Source organism: Acinetobacter lwoffii (assembly GCF_019343495.1).
Lineage (GTDB): Bacteria > Pseudomonadota > Gammaproteobacteria > Pseudomonadales > Moraxellaceae > Acinetobacter > Acinetobacter lwoffii_P.
On sequence record NZ_CP072549.1, the window covers coordinates 2,358,962 to 2,373,943 of the forward strand.

Sequence of the window (14,982 nt, forward strand, 5' to 3'; positions counted from 1 at the left end):
GCATGCAAATTACGACTCCTGATATTGGTGTAGATAAGGCAACAGTGGCCGAAATTCTGGTCAAAGTCGGTGATACGATCGCGATTGATGACAGCATTGTATTGCTTGAATCTGATAAAGCCTCTGTTGAAGTGCCTAGCACTTCAGCAGGCGTGGTAAAAAGCATTCTGGTCAGCCAGGGTGATGAAGTCGCTGAAGGCGCGGTACTGATTGAGTTACAGGCCGAAGATGGCAACACGGATGTGGTAGAGCCACAGCAAGCAGATGCATCTGAAAAAACTTCAGAAAATACTCCGACTTCATTGCCGGATCAGGAAATCATACAGGAACTGGCGTCGCATCAGCCTAAAGCTTCTGCTGCTCCTGAGGCTCAAGCAAGCTCACAAGTGGTTGATGTACAAATCCCCGATATTGGCGTAGAAAAAGCCACTGTCGGTGAAATCCTGGTCGCTGTCGGTGATGAAATCGAGGTAGATCAAAGTATCGTAGTGGTGGAATCAGACAAGGCGACTGTTGAAGTGCCAAGTACGGTTTCCGGCACGGTGGAATCCATAGAGATTAAAGAAGGCGATACCATTAAAGAAGGTGTGGTCATTCTGAAAGTGAAAACGGCTGTTTCGGCAGCGTCAGCACAGACAGAAGCATCTCAAGCAACAGTTGCTCAAGCGGCGGCCCAAGAGAAAGCAGTTGAAGCACCACAAATGTCAGCAGCACCTGCAGGTAATGTTGAAGTGATGGTGCCTGACCTGGGTGTAGATAAGGCGGCTGTGGCTGAAATTTTGGTTCAGGTCGGTGATACGGTTGAAAAAGACCAAAGCATCATCGTGGTGGAATCAGACAAGGCGACTGTTGAAGTGCCAAGCACTACAGCCGGCGTGATTAAAGCCATTCATGTGGAACTGGGTCAAAATGTCTCTCAAGGCATTGCACTGGTAACAATTGAAGCTGAAGCGCAAGCAGCTGCTGTACCTGTTGCAGCCAAAGCAGAAGAACCTAAAGCGCCTGCTGCAAAAGCAGCATCGGCACCTGCTGCATCTTCTACTCAAACAGTCGCGACGTCGGATAATGCCGATAAGCTGACCAAAGAGCAGAGTGTGGCTAACTCGAAAGTCTATGCCGGTCCTGCTGTGCGTAAACTGGCACGTGAACTGGGCGTCGTGTTGGCAGATGTCAAAGCATCTGGCCCACATGCGCGCGTCATGAAAGAAGACCTGAAAGCCTATGTCAAAACGCGTCTTACTACGCCACAGGCGGCTCCTGTAGCCGCTGCTGCTCAAGTCGCAGGTCTACCAAAACTGCCAGACTTTAGCGCTTTTGGTGGTGTGGAAGAGAAAGCCTTGACGCGTTTGCAACAAGTGTCTATTCCACAGTTGTCGCTGAATAATTTCATTCCGCAAGTGACCCAGTTTGATGCAGCAGATATTACTGAACTCGAAGCATGGCGTAATGAACTGAAAGGCAACTTCAAGAAAGAAGGCCTGAGCCTGACCATTATGGCATTCATCATCAAAGCAGTTGCGCACTTGTTAAAAGAAGAGCGTGAATTTGCTGGTCACTTGGCCGATGATGGTAAGTCAGTATTGCTACGTAATGAGATCCATATGGGTATCGCGGTCGCAACGCCAGATGGTTTGACCGTGCCTGTGCTGCGTCACCCAGATCAGAAGTCAATTAAACAGATTGCCACTGAGCTAGGAACCTTGGGTCAAAAAGCGCGTGACAAGAAATTGTCGCCGAAAGATCTGCAAGGTGCGAACTTCACTATCACTAGCCTGGGTTCAATCGGCGGTACGGCATTTACGCCATTGGTGAACTGGCCGCAAGTGGCAATTCTGGGGATTTCTCCTGCAACCATGCAACCGGTGTGGAATGGTGAAGGCTTTGATCCACGTTTGATGCTGCCGCTTTCATTGTCCTACGATCACCGTGTGATCAATGGTGCAGATGCTGCTCGTTTCACCAACAAGCTGACCAAGCTGCTCAAAGATATCCGTACTTTATTGATCTAAAAAATCATGTATATGCCCTTTATTTTCTCTCTCTGGGAGAAATATAAAGAGGGTGTAAAGAGAAAAACCCTGCTTCGGCAGGGTTTTTTGCTGCTGCATTGAAAAATAATCTATTTGATTCTATACTTGGCGCACTTCATTGGGGAGTAGCCGCCTTTTGCGCAAAGCAGAAGGGTGATGGTCAACATATTTGCTCAACCGAGCATGGTCATCATAGCAAAGAACCAAGTCAGCTTTTCCAAGCTTTCTTTTGTTGGCAAGACCTTTGATTTACCACTCTGCAGATTTTGGCTAGCAGGAGCGGTGAGTCATTGGTATTGGATGCTAGCCAGAGAAAAACCTCATGTATGAATTCCTACTGTCGACTGCAATCGTAGCACTGGCTGAAATGGGTGATAAGACCCAACTGCTGGCATTGCTGCTTGCCGCACGTTTTCGCAAACCTGTTCCTATTTTAGTTGCCATTTTATTGGCAACGCTGATTAACCACGGCCTTTCTGCAGTATTGGGACAATGGGTGACCACGGTGATCGGGCCGGAGGTGCTACTGTGGATCGTCTCGATTGGCTTTATCGCAATGGCTGTCTGGATGCTGATTCCAGATGAACTCGGGGATGAAAATGCCAGTATCAATAAATGGCAAAAATTCGGGGTATTTGGTGCGACCTTTATTCTGTTCTTTCTGGCAGAAATTGGTGACAAAACCCAAATTGCCACAGTTGCACTGGCAGCACGTTTCGATAGCGTGTTCTGGGTCATGCTCGGTACTACTTTGGGCATGATGCTGGCCAATGCACCTGCAGTGTTTTTGGGAGATAAGCTGGCAAACAGATTGCCGATCAGCCTGATTCATAAAATTGGTGCGGCGATTTTCCTGGTAATTGGTGTCGCGACCCTAGCCCAACATTATTTCTTTTAAATTATAAAATAACAAATTACATGAATCCTGAGCTGAAAACTCGGGATTTTTTATGGTTAAAATTCTCTCAAAACATTGATAAATACTGTGATATGGCTAGTTTTATTGATTGTAAGTTTGATTAATTCCTTATATTTTATACGGGTATAAAAACGTTATTTTTATTATAAATTGGGGAATTTACATGGCTTTTGAACGCACCACATCGCAGGTTCTGTTTGATAACGGGACACATAAGTGCATCAGTTTTACCAGTCTGGTCAAAGGTGAAGGCGTTCAGGCAAATCAGTTTCTGATCATTGATCATGAGCGCGCAGCAGTACTTGATCCGGGTGGTGATTTAACCTATGTGCCGCTGACCATGGAACTGAATAAATACACCCGTTTGACCAACCTGGATTATGTCATGGCCTCGCACCAGGACCCGGATATCATCACCTCGATGCCGCGCTGGCTAGTGTATACGGACGCCAAAGTGGTGGCATCCAAGCTGTGGGCGCGCTTCTTGCCGCACTTAAACTCGGCCTTTATGAGTGACCGGATGAAAGGTAACTGGTTAGATCGATTGGTGGAGCTTCCGGATCATGGTCAAATCATCCCGTTGGGTCAATCACACATTGTGGCGGTGCCGGCGCATTTTCTGCATTCGGTGGGGAATTTCCAGTTTTATGATCCGATTGCCAAAATCCTGTTTTCAGGTGATATGGGTGCGTCCATGGTTGAAGATGCCGCCAAGCCACTGGAAAACTTTGCCGCGCATATCCCAAAAATGAAAAGCTTCCATCAACGCTATATGTGCAATAACAAGGTGATTCGTCTTTGGGTGAAAATGGTACGCAGCATGGAAATCGAGATGATTGTGCCGCAGCATGGCACACCATTTATCGGCAAAGAGCAGATTACCCAGTTTCTGGACTGGATTGAAACGCTGGAATGCGGCACTGACCTGATGGATGAAACGGTTTTTACCTGTCCTGAATAGTTCACACAAAAAATAATTTTTTTCTTGTGTGGAAAAACAACATTTTTTATATTTCTTCTCCAAAAAACTTTTTTTGATGACGAGAACTTATAAGAAATGTTGTCTCAAGTTCCAAAACCGGATGCGTGTTTAAGCTGCGGGGCGTGCTGCGCCTATTTCAGGGTTTCGTTCTATTGGGCTGAAGGTATTCATATGCCTGAGCACTATACCGAACCTGTGACAGCACTCTATTCATGTATGGCTGGAACCAATCAAAAAAATCCACGCTGTATCGCACTTGATGGCACCATCGGCCAGCAGGTCAGCTGCGGTATGTATGAGCAGCGAAGTTCATCCTGCAAAGAAGTGCAGATTGCCGATGAGCAATGCAATAAGGCTCGTGTTGCACACAATATGTTGCCCTTTGTCCAGATTGAAACTGATGAAGCCGACAATGATGACAGTTTTGAATACGTCAGCTAAATCCACCCAAAGCAGAGCTTAGGCTCTGCTTTTCACTTGATTAAAATGATCGGGGTCTATTTAAAAATAGGGAACTTCATGATCGGACGTATTATTGATACTGTTTTAGCACCCACATAGATCTGTTTGTACAAAGCTTGAATAAAAAATAATTTTGCAATTGCAATGAAATTTAAGCCGATATTTGTTTATAATAGTGCACGGAAATTACCAGTGAGACTGTTATGTTGACCATCGTTCAAGACGCGTTAACCTTCGATGATGTCCTATTACTCCCTGCCTATTCTACTGTTCTTCCAAAAGATGTCTCCCTAAAGACACGTTTAACTCGTGGCATTAACCTGAATATTCCTCTTGTGTCTGCAGCAATGGATACGGTGACTGAGTCCCGTATGGCGATTGCAATGGCGCAAAATGGCGGTATCGGTATTTTGCACAAGAACATGGATATCGCTGTTCAGGCTGCAGAAGTGCGCCGTGTGAAAAAATTCGAAGCGGGTATGGTCAAAGACCCGATTACAGTGACTCCTGAAACCACAGTACGTGAACTGATTGCGCTGACTCAAGCCAACAATATCAGTGGTGTGCCCGTTGTGAAAGACGGCAAAGTGGTGGGTATCGTGACCGGTCGTGATACACGCTTTGAAACCAATCTTGAGCAGCCAGTCAGCAATATCATGACTGGTCAGGATCGTCTGGTGACGGTTCGTGAAGGCGAATCGAAAGAAAACATTCAAGCCTTATTGCAACAGCATCGTATTGAAAAAGTACTGGTGGTCAATGATCAGCAAGAGCTGAAAGGCTTGATTACGGTAACCGATTTCCGTAAAGCTGAATTGTATCCAAACAGCTGTAAAGATGATCTGGGTCGTCTGCGTGTTGGTGCTGCTGTCGGTACCGGTGCAGAAACGCCAAGTCGCGTAGAAGCCTTGGTTGATGCAGGTGTAGATGTGATTGTAGTCGATACTGCACACGGTCATTCTGCGGGTGTGATCGAGCGTGTACGTTGGGTGAAAGCCAACTATCCACAAGTTCAGGTGATTGGCGGTAACATCGCAACAGGTGATGCTGCGCTAGCGTTGCTTGATGCGGGTGCGGATGCCGTTAAAGTTGGTATTGGTCCTGGTTCAATCTGTACCACGCGTATTGTGGCGGGTATTGGTATGCCACAGATCTCCGCAATTGATTCTGTTGCCAATGCGCTGAAAGATCAGATTCCTTTGATCGCGGATGGCGGTATTCGTTTCTCTGGCGATATGGCTAAAGCGATTGGTGCGGGCGCAAGCACGATTATGGTTGGTTCATTGATGGCCGGTACTGAAGAAGCACCAGGCGAAGTTGAATTCTTCCAGGGCCGTTACTACAAAGCTTATCGTGGTATGGGTTCATTGGGCGCGATGGCGGGTGCAACAGGTTCTGCTGACCGTTACTTCCAGGACTCCAAGGCTGGGGCCGAAAAACTGGTTCCTGAAGGTATTGAAGGTCGTGTACCGTACAAAGGCCCAATGGGTAATATCGTACATCAGATGATGGGCGGCCTACGTTCTTCGATGGGTTATACCGGTTCTGCGACGATTGAAGATCTGCGTCAGAATGCCAAGTTTGTGAAAATCACTTCTGCCGGTATGTCGGAATCGCATGTGCATGATGTGACCATTACCAAAGAAGCACCAAACTATCGCGTGGGTTAATCTCTCGTGATTTAAAATTTTAAAAAGCCGTCATGCAAATGACGGCTTTTTTATTTTAGTGTAAAGTGTGACTCAAGGAAAAAAATGGGTGATATCAATCATCCGCTAAGAAGTGAGATAAAGATGAGTTATTTTGGTACGGATGGTATTCGTGGAAAGTTTGGCGAATTGCCGATTACCCCTGAGTTTGCCCTGAAACTGGGATTTGCGGCTGGTAAAGTTTTAAAACGTCATAGTAAAAAATCCAAACCATTGGTGGTTCTGGGTAAAGATACCCGTTTGTCTGGCTATATCCTGGAAGCAGCCTTGCAGGCAGGTTTAAATGCCGCTGGCGTTTATGTTCATCTTTTAGGTCCACTACCGACACCGGCGATTGCTCACTTGACCCGTGCCTTACATGCCAGCTTGGGTATTGTCATTTCCGCTTCGCATAACCCGTATTTTGATAACGGCATTAAGTTCTTCTCTGCGGAAGGTAAAAAATTGCCAGATGCTTTACAAGACGAAATTAATCAGGAACTTGAAAAAGATTTTGTGATTGAAGATACGGCGAATCTGGGTAAAAGTATCCGGGTTAAAGATGCCAACGGTCGCTATATTGAATTCTGTAAATCGACGTTCCCGTATCATCTGGATCTGAATGAACTCACCATTGTGGTGGATTGTGCCAATGGTGCAGCCTATAACGTGGGACCTGCAGTGTTCCGTGAACTGGGCGCACGTGTAATTGCGATTCACAATGAGCCGAGCGGTTTAAATATTAATGAGGGCTGTGGTTCAACGCATCCGGAAAGCTTGCAACAAGCCGTGATTCAACATCAAGCGGATTTGGGTATTGCCTTTGATGGGGATGCTGACCGTGTGGTTCTCGTAGATAAAGCCGGTAATCTGATTGATGGCGACCATATTCTTTATATTCTTGCGACTCAAAGCTCGAAAAAACCGGCAGGTATCGTCGGTACCTTAATGAGCAATATGGCGCTGGAACTGGCGCTGGAAAAAGCACAAGTGCCGTTATTACGTGCCAAAGTCGGCGACCGTTATGTATTGCAAGGTCTGGAAGAAAATGGCTGGGTAATTGGCGGTGAGCCTTCTGGTCATATTCTGACTTTAGACAAGAGCACCACAGGCGACGCCATTATTGCAGCCCTGCAAGTTTTAACCGTGATGGTTGAGCAGAAAAAAGCTCTGCATGAACTTGTGGCTGACTTTAAACTGTTGCCCAATGTCTTGGTCAATGTACGTTTAAATGCCATGTTTGATCCTTATTCAGTGCCTGCACTGGCAGCTGAATTTGAAAAAGCCGAACAGCAGCTTAAAGGTCGTGGCCGTTTATTGATTCGTAAATCTGGCACAGAACCTGTCATTCGTGTGATGGTCGAAGGCGATGATCTGGCTGAAGTCACCACACTTGCAAACAGCCTGGCAGATGCTGTGCGTGCCAATGCCGCTTAACAGGAACATAGATGATGAGTGATCTGATCAAGGATCTGAGTGAACTACGCCTGAATTATGAAAAAGGCGAGTTACAGGAACAGCAAGTCAATCCGAATCCACATATGCAGTTCCTGCAATGGTTTAACCATGCACTGGAAGCAAAATTGCATGAACCCTATGCCATGTCTTTGGCAACAGCCAATGCACAAGGTCGTCCGCATGTGCGTACGGTATTGCTACGTGGAGCGACTGAAGCGGGTTATGACTTTTATACCAACTATGATAGTCAAAAAGGTCTGGATCTGGCTGAAAATCCTTATGCCGAACTGTTGTTGTACTGGCAGGATCAGGAGCGCCAGATTCGTATTTCAGGTCGTGTAAAGAAAATATCGGAAGAAGAATCGACCGATTATTATCATAAACGTCCACGAGAAAGCCAGATTGCTGCACATATCAGTACCCCGCAAAGTGGCGTCGTGGCCAGTCGTGAGGAATTGCAGCAACGTTTTTGGGATTTGCATACCCAGGTCGCGAATCACCAACAGTTGGACAAGCCGGTATTCTGGGGCGGTTATCGTCTAGAACCCGATTATTATGAATTCTGGCAGGGTCGTCCCAACCGTTTGCATGACCGTTTAAGTTATCGCAAAACCGATGCCGGCTGGACTTTAGAGCGCTTAATGCCATAACCATGCAAAAACTGGAAATCAAACAACGTCCATTGCTGACACGCCCTGAAAATTTACCGGGCGTCCCTGCATTTGTGGCCGAGATTCTGGCTCGTCGTGGGGTGGAATCCGAGCAGGAACTTGAGCTCAAGCTGAAGCATTTGCTGGCACCGACCATGAAAGGCTTGCCTGAAGCCATTCAATTGATGGATCAGGCGATTGATCATGGCCAGAAAATCGTGATTGTCGGCGATTATGATGCCGATGGCGCGACCAGTACTGCACTCATGGTGCTGGCACTGCGCGATATGGGCGCCAATGTTGAATATCTGGTACCAGACCGTTTTAAATATGGGTATGGATTGACGCCCGCAATTGCAGATCTGGCCTTTGTCAATTTCACGCCTGATTTACTGATTACCGTGGACAATGGCATTTCCAGCCATGACGGAGTAAAACAGGCGCAGGATCATGGCATGCAGGTGATCATTACTGATCACCATCTGACGACCAAGCCGACACCAAAAGCCGAAGCCGTGGTCAATCCCAATCAGCTCGGTTGCGACTTTCCAAGCAAAGCACTGGCTGGGGTCGGGGTGGCTTTTTATATACTGGCCAATCTGTCTACCCATCGCAAGAAACTTGGAAAATCCTCTACGGTAATTACCAATTATCTTGATCTGGTGGCACTCGGTACTTATGCCGATGTCGCGAGTCTGGACTATAACAACCGGATTCTGGTCGATGCAGGGTTGAAACGGATCCAGCAAGGGTTATGCCGAGCAGGAATCAGTGCGCTACTTGATATTGCAAAGCGTGATCCTGCTGGTCTGAAAGCTCAAGATTTGGGCTTTGTTTTAGGCCCACGGATTAACGCGGCTGGACGCATGGAAACCATGGATATCGGGATCGAATGTTTGCTGGCTCCTGATCTGACAACTGCTTATCCACTGGCTGAACAGCTGAATCAGCTCAATGTCGAACGCCGTCAGGTGGAAGGTAAAATCAAGCAGGAAGCCTTGCTTGAGCTGGATAAAATCCAGTGGGATGCCACTGAACTACCTGCTGCGTTGATCATGTTTGAACAGCATTGGCATCAGGGAGTGATCGGGATTGTAGCAGGGCGTTTAAAAGAGCAGTTCCATCGTCCGAGTATTGTTTTTGCCGCGGATCAGGATGGGATTCATATCAAAGGTTCGGCGCGTTCGATTGAAGGTATTCATATTCGTGATGCGATTGAACAGGTGGCAGAGCAATATCCTCATTTAGTCAGTCATTTTGGTGGCCATGCAGCAGCAGCCGGTTTAACCCTGAAAAAAGAAAATTTCGTCGAGTTTAAGCAGGTCTTTGAAGTACTGATTGGTGCGATGGATGAGGACTTATTCACTGCGACTTTATGGACTGATGGAGAGCTACCAGCTTCTGCTTTTCACATTGAAACAGTCGATTTATTACAGAATTTAAGTCCATGGGGGCAAAAATTCCCCCAACCGATTTTTGATGGTGTGTTCAAAATCATGGACTATCGTTGGCTCAAAGATGTGCATCTTAAATTACGTGTGGCATTGGAGAATGAGCAGGTCGTGGATGCAATCGCCTTCAATGCAGCGGATAAATATGACTTTGATCCGATGAAAGATACGCGCTTGGTTTATGAGCTGGATAAAAATATCTTTAATGGTAATGTCAGCTTGCAAATGCGGATTATCCATTTGGAACAATAGGCCATAAAAAAAACCGCTCGGGTGAGCGGTTTTTTTGCTTTTAATCGGAGGGATTAGAAGCGGAAAGTACCGTTAATACCGAAAGAGTCAGCACCGTCAGTAGTTGTGTAGTTAACGCCAGCTGCAATTGCAGGGGTAAAGAATTTTTGAGTACGAACACTAAAAATAGTATCTGATTCATCAGCAGTAGAGTCAGCAAAAGAAACACCAACGCTAAGTGTAGGATCAATATAAAGATCAGCAGCTAAACGATAAGCAGTTTCATCACCGAAATATGTTACTCCCTCGAAATTAGTAAAATGATTACCAATTTGAGTCACATATTTAGCTCGCAAAGAAACAGCGGTGTCTTCACCTACAGCTACACCGTAACCAAGGGTGCTAGCAAATCCAATTTTAGAAGCAAGCATAGGATCTACACTTTCTTTAGCAACTCCTAGAGCCAACAATAACCCATTAACTGGTAAGTAACCAGCTTCTAAAGAATAGCCAGTAGTGTCATCAGATTCATCATAAGTAAACCCAGGAGCACGTGCGCTAGCTGTATAATCCACTTGGTTTAAACTACCAGAAATATAAAATTGAGAGTTAGGAATAAAGAATTCACCATTAACACCAATAATCTCAAACTCTTCTTCTGCATTAATACCAGCTTCGCTCAATTCATTTTGAGCATTAACGTATCCTAAACCAATATTACTAGCTTTATTTAAAAAGGCAGCTTCAGCTAGAGGAGCATTTTTAGTATTTACGGTATTTAAGTAGTATTTACCGTTAACAAAAAATAAATCCCCATCAGAGTCAAGTTCAAATCCACCTAGATTATTTTCAAAGTCAGTGTTTTCATACCCAACATTAAGTTCAGTTTGGTAAGCATGTGCAGTTCCCAAGCCAGCAAGAAGTGCTGTAGCAAGAGCAAGTTTCTTAAGCATTTAGGTTTCTCTCTTTGTTATAAAAATATGACTGTTTGATGAACAGTTGTAACAAATTGTACAGTTTATATTCGCTCCGTCAATGTGCAAAAAATACCTAAATGCTTGTTAAGAGTGCAATAAAAAAACCCATCCGAGGATGGGTTTCTATGCATGACTAACTTTTGGTTTTAGATTAGAAGCGGTACTTCGCTGCTACACCAAAGGTATTGTAGTCATTGTTAAACTGTTCGCCAAAGCCGACACGGCCTTCTAAGCTCACTTGCTGGTTAATGAACTTACGTGCATTGATACCAAATTCGCTCTTGTCGGTAATATCATTATTGTGATAATCAGCACCGACACTCAAGGTTTTGTCGATGAAATAATCTGCTGCCAGATTGTATTCATCTAGATCACCAAACGCTGCACCTGCTTCCAGGTTGATATCTTTACCATTGCTTAATGTCGTCACATATTTAGCACGAAGTGTTGGATCTACGCCATCATCATTGTCGTTATCCCAACCTTTCACACCAGCCGCAATCAATAGACCTGGCGCTGGCAGATAACCGACTTCAGCTGCATAGGTGGTTAAATCATTTTCTAGATCATCATTGTCCTGCAGATCATGGCCATTGACGTTACCGCTTAAGTAGAAGTCAGAATTCGGTACGAAGTACTCTGCACCTACGCCATAACGATGCGCTTCAGAATCACCAATTTCATTATATTGATATTGCGCACTCACGTTGCTAGCACGATCAAGGAATGCTGCTTCTGCTAATGGTGCATTACGTGTTTGAACTGGATTGAAGTAATATGTACCATCAACGCCGAAAGAACCGCTAGTTCCACCGTTGTCAGGATCAACCACTCCTGCTGATGCACCAATTTCTGCTTGGTAAGCATGTGCTGCTGTACCAGTCATTGCTATTGCTGAAAGTAGTGCCGAAGTAATCGCTAATTTTTTCATGGTTACTACCCCTCAAATCGTGAGTTAAAAACATTACACTTTTTGTTACAACTTTCAGTCTAGAGCAATTCCAAAGATCGTCAATCAAAGGAAAGTTACAGTAATGTGAATAGCGTAATCTTGTGTAATTTTTTCTGAACAAGTGACTGAATAATAAAATTAAATTTATAATGTAGTGTTTTATTAAAAGTGTGTAGATATTGTGGAATCTATTGAATTCGCTGATTTTTTATACAGACCAATAAGAAATCCTAAATTATAAAATCAATTGCAAAATTATATTTCGGTCATAAAACGGGGCTAAAAAGCCGATAAAAATTTCGGATAAAAAGACGCAAAAGAGTCTATGAGATGTTGAAAATTGGATGAGGGAAATACAGGTCTAAATGCTCAAGATATTCGAGCTTTAGACTGAATGGATCGTTAAAATAGCGGAAATAGACTGTGCTATAATATCGGGCTAAGAATTTTGTGCCTAATTTTGATTGAGAGTAATTCACGTGGAAATTAATCCGTATCTAAACCAATTAAAAGACTTAAACGAACGTGGTCAAACACTACGGGGGTATCTTTGACTACGATCTGAAAAAAGAGCGTTTAGAAGAAGTCCTGCGTGAATTAGAAGATCCAACGATCTGGAATGATCAGAGTCGTGCTCAAGCAATGGCCAAAGAAAAAGGCGAGCTTGAAAATGTATTAAATGTGCTGGATCGCTTAAGTACCCAGCTTGAAGATGCACAGGCTTTGCTTGATCTGGCGGTTGAAGCGGATGATGAAAGCTTGCTAGAAGACGTACAGGCTGAACTGAGCACGGCTGAAGAAGAACTGGCCAAGCTTGAATTTCGCCGTATGTTCAATAATCCGATGGATCCAAACCCTTGCTATCTTGAAATTCAAGCTGGTTCAGGCGGTACAGAAGCACAGGACTGGGCGTCTATGTTGCTACGTATGTATTTACGCTGGATTGAACGTCATGGCTTTAAAGCAGAAGTGATGGAAGAATCTGATGGCGATGTTGCCGGGATTAAATCTGCGACGATTCGTGTGGAAGGTGAGTACGCCTATGGCTGGTTACGTACCGAATCTGGTGTACATCGTTTAGTGCGTAAGTCGCCCTTTGACTCGGGCAACCGTCGTCATACCTCGTTCTCTGCCGTGTTTGTGTCACCGGAAGTTGATGACAATATCGAAATTGAAATCAATCCGTCCGATGTTCGTACCGATACTTATCGTGCATCAGGGGCGGGTGGTCAGCATATTAACAAAACAGATTCTGCCGTGCGTTTAACCCATGCACCGACCGGAATTGTGGTGGCCTGTCAGAACCAGCGTTCACAACATGCCAACCGTGACCACGCCTGGAAGCAGTTACGTGCCAAACTTTATGAGCTCGAGATGAGCAAACGTAACGAAGCGGCACAAGCACTGGAAGATTCCAAGTCTGATATCGGCTGGGGTAGCCAGATCCGTTCTTATGTCCTGGATGATTCACGTATTAAGGATTTGCGTACAGGTGTGGAAAATTCCAATACTGGCGCAGTTCTGGACGGTGATCTGGACAAATTTATCGAAGCAAGCTTGAAACAGGGCTTGTAAGAAGTTGTTTAAATAGCTGGCGTAACCAAGCTTGTACAGATTGTGACTCTTATATCTAAATTATTCGATATATAAATCGTAAAAATACGATATAATGGTCGCAGATGCTGAATAAAGTTTCGTTGCGCCACTGATTGTGATGTGCCTATGGACCTTGATCTAATTTTTAAAGCCTTAGCCAATCCGACCCGTCGACAAATTCTGGAGTGGTTAAAATCTCCGGAGCAATATCTGTCTGCGGAAGAGTGTGGTGGCTTTCAACGTGGGGTCTGTGCAGGTCAAATTGAACGTTTGGGCCAGGTTTCCCAGTCCACCATGTCCAATCATTTGTCTGTATTACAGCAGACTGGCCTGATCACTGCGACCAAGCATGGACAGTGGTCATATTTCTCCCGCAATGAAACTTTGATTCAACAATTTATCGAACACCTACAACAACACCTTTAACAGGTGGGAGTAACGATGGCTGAATTAAATTCTCCTTTAACGCTCGGTGCGTTAGAGCTTAAAAACCGTGTCATCATGGCGCCGCTGACCCGTAACCGCGCAACTGCTGATCGCGTTCCAACCCCAATGATGGTTGAGTACTATGCGCAACGTGCAAGTGCTGGCCTGATTATTTCTGAAGCCACAGTGATTTCTGAAGAAGCCAATGGCTATTTAAATACTCCAGGATTGTTTACCGATGCTCAGGTCGAAGGCTGGAAAAAGGTCACTCAAGCGGTTCATGAGAAGGGCGGTCTGATTGTTGCCCAGCTTTGGCATGTTGGTCGTGTATCGCATCCGGATCTGTTAAATGGTGAAACACCAGTCTCTGCAAGTGCAGTACAACAGGCGGGTCATGTCAGCTTGTTACGTCCAAAACGTCCTTATGTGTTGCCGCGTCCGCTGGAAATTTCGGAAATTCATGCCATTACCGAGCAATATAAGCAAGCCGCGATTCGTGCTAAAGAGGCCGGTTTTGATGGTGTTGAATTACATGCTGCCAATGGTTATCTGATTGACCAGTTCTTGCAAAGCAAAACCAATCAGCGTGAAGATGAATACGGCGGTTCAGTGGAAAATCGTACACGTTTCCTGCTAGAAGCAACTGATGCACTGATTGAAGTATGGGGCGCAGATCGTGTAGGGGTGCATTTTGCGCCGCGTTGTGATGACCATGACATGGGCGACAATGATCCACGTGAAACATTTGGCTATGCCATGGAGCAGCTGGGTAAGCGCAAGATTGCCTTCTTCTTTACCCGTGAATATCTGGCAGAAGACAGTATTTCTGAATATATGAAACAGCGCTCAAATGGAGTGCCTTATATTGCCAATATGCAACTAAGTCGTGAAGATGCGATTGAGCTGTTGGCATCAGGCAAGGCTGATGCGGTGGCTTTTGGTAAGGCTTATATTGCCAATCCGGATCTATACGAACGTCTGCTCGAAGATGCGCCGCTGAATGAACTGAAGCTGGAAAATATGATCGGAACCAATGTCGCGGAAGGCTATATTGATTATCCGACATTGGCTGAAGCAGAAGCTTTAACTACAGTAGAATAATCTAAAAATGAGCCACATTGATTAACATGTTGATGTGGCTCTGCTATATTCTGCCCATT

At 45.2% G+C, this 14,982-nt stretch carries 13 protein-coding genes and 1 riboswitch; of the genes, 11 read left to right on the top strand and 2 right to left on the bottom strand.

Annotated elements, in window-relative coordinates:
* Positions 1–2: 2 nt before the first annotated feature.
* The 8 genes from J7649_RS11115 to recJ all read left to right on the top strand — a co-directional run bounded on the left by J7649_RS11115 (position 3) and on the right by recJ (position 9,892).
* A complete protein-coding gene (locus J7649_RS11115) occupies positions 3–2,009 on the top strand; it encodes a 2-oxo acid dehydrogenase subunit E2 (RefSeq protein ID WP_219308049.1) in 2,007 nt (668 codons plus the stop codon).
* Between the two features lie 129 nt (positions 2,010–2,138).
* Positions 2,139–2,280: riboswitch (yybP-ykoY riboswitch) on the top strand.
* Between the two features lie 72 nt (positions 2,281–2,352).
* Positions 2,353–2,928 (top strand): TMEM165/GDT1 family protein, encoded by a 576-nt coding sequence (locus J7649_RS11120; RefSeq protein WP_004729168.1) that lies wholly within the window; start codon positions 2,353–2,355, stop codon positions 2,926–2,928.
* Between the two features lie 184 nt (positions 2,929–3,112).
* Complete coding sequence (locus tag J7649_RS11125) at positions 3,113–3,910, top strand: oxygen-binding di-iron domain-containing protein (RefSeq protein ID WP_219308051.1); 798 nt, start codon at positions 3,113–3,115, stop codon at positions 3,908–3,910.
* Between the two features lie 96 nt (positions 3,911–4,006).
* Positions 4,007–4,372, top strand: coding sequence for a YkgJ family cysteine cluster protein (locus J7649_RS11130; RefSeq protein ID WP_219308053.1), 366 nt, complete (start codon positions 4,007–4,009; stop codon positions 4,370–4,372).
* A 224-nt stretch (positions 4,373–4,596) separates the two neighbouring features.
* Positions 4,597–6,063, top strand: coding sequence for an IMP dehydrogenase (gene guaB / locus J7649_RS11135; protein WP_004281332.1), 1,467 nt, complete (start codon positions 4,597–4,599; stop codon positions 6,061–6,063).
* A gap of 123 nt (positions 6,064–6,186) precedes the next feature.
* The gene (glmM, locus tag J7649_RS11140) at positions 6,187–7,518 is read left to right on the top strand and encodes a phosphoglucosamine mutase (RefSeq protein WP_004281334.1); all 1,332 of its coding nucleotides are present in this window, start codon (positions 6,187–6,189) and stop codon (positions 7,516–7,518) included.
* A gap of 14 nt (positions 7,519–7,532) precedes the next feature.
* Positions 7,533–8,189, top strand: a complete 657-nt coding sequence (gene pdxH, locus J7649_RS11145; protein ID WP_219310108.1) for a pyridoxamine 5'-phosphate oxidase — start codon at positions 7,533–7,535, stop codon at positions 8,187–8,189.
* A gap of 2 nt (positions 8,190–8,191) precedes the next feature.
* Entirely contained in the window at positions 8,192–9,892 is a 1,701-nt protein-coding gene (gene recJ / locus J7649_RS11150) for a single-stranded-DNA-specific exonuclease RecJ (RefSeq protein ID WP_219308055.1), read from the top strand.
* 53 nt (positions 9,893–9,945) lie between these two features.
* Here the strand turns inward: recJ and J7649_RS11155 are convergent, their stop codons facing one another.
* Both J7649_RS11155 and J7649_RS11160 read right to left on the bottom strand, forming a co-directional pair.
* Positions 9,946–10,824: a putative porin gene (locus J7649_RS11155; protein ID WP_219308058.1), complete on the bottom strand. Its 879-nt coding sequence runs from the start codon at positions 10,822–10,824 to the stop codon at positions 9,946–9,948.
* Between the two features lie 175 nt (positions 10,825–10,999).
* A complete protein-coding gene (locus tag J7649_RS11160; RefSeq protein WP_219308060.1) occupies positions 11,000–11,779 on the bottom strand; it encodes a putative porin in 780 nt (259 codons plus the stop codon).
* Positions 11,780–12,279: 500 nt separating this feature from the next.
* On the opposite strand from J7649_RS11160, the gene prfB reads away from it, so the two are divergent.
* The 3 genes from prfB to J7649_RS11175 all read left to right on the top strand — a co-directional run bounded on the left by prfB (position 12,280) and on the right by J7649_RS11175 (position 14,923).
* A protein-coding gene (gene prfB / locus J7649_RS11165; protein WP_101627160.1) for a peptide chain release factor 2 occupies positions 12,280–13,375 on the top strand; the annotation gives its coding sequence in 2 pieces (ribosomal slippage) (positions 12,280–12,351 and positions 12,353–13,375; 1,095 coding nt in all).
* 147 nt (positions 13,376–13,522) lie between these two features.
* Entirely contained in the window at positions 13,523–13,822 is a 300-nt protein-coding gene (locus J7649_RS11170) for an ArsR/SmtB family transcription factor (RefSeq protein ID WP_004281346.1), read from the top strand.
* A 15-nt stretch (positions 13,823–13,837) separates the two neighbouring features.
* Positions 13,838–14,923 carry an alkene reductase gene (locus J7649_RS11175; RefSeq protein ID WP_004729181.1) on the top strand — a complete coding sequence of 362 codons (1,086 nt, stop codon included), beginning with the start codon at positions 13,838–13,840 and terminating at the stop codon, positions 14,921–14,923.
* Positions 14,924–14,982: the final 59 nt, after the last annotated feature.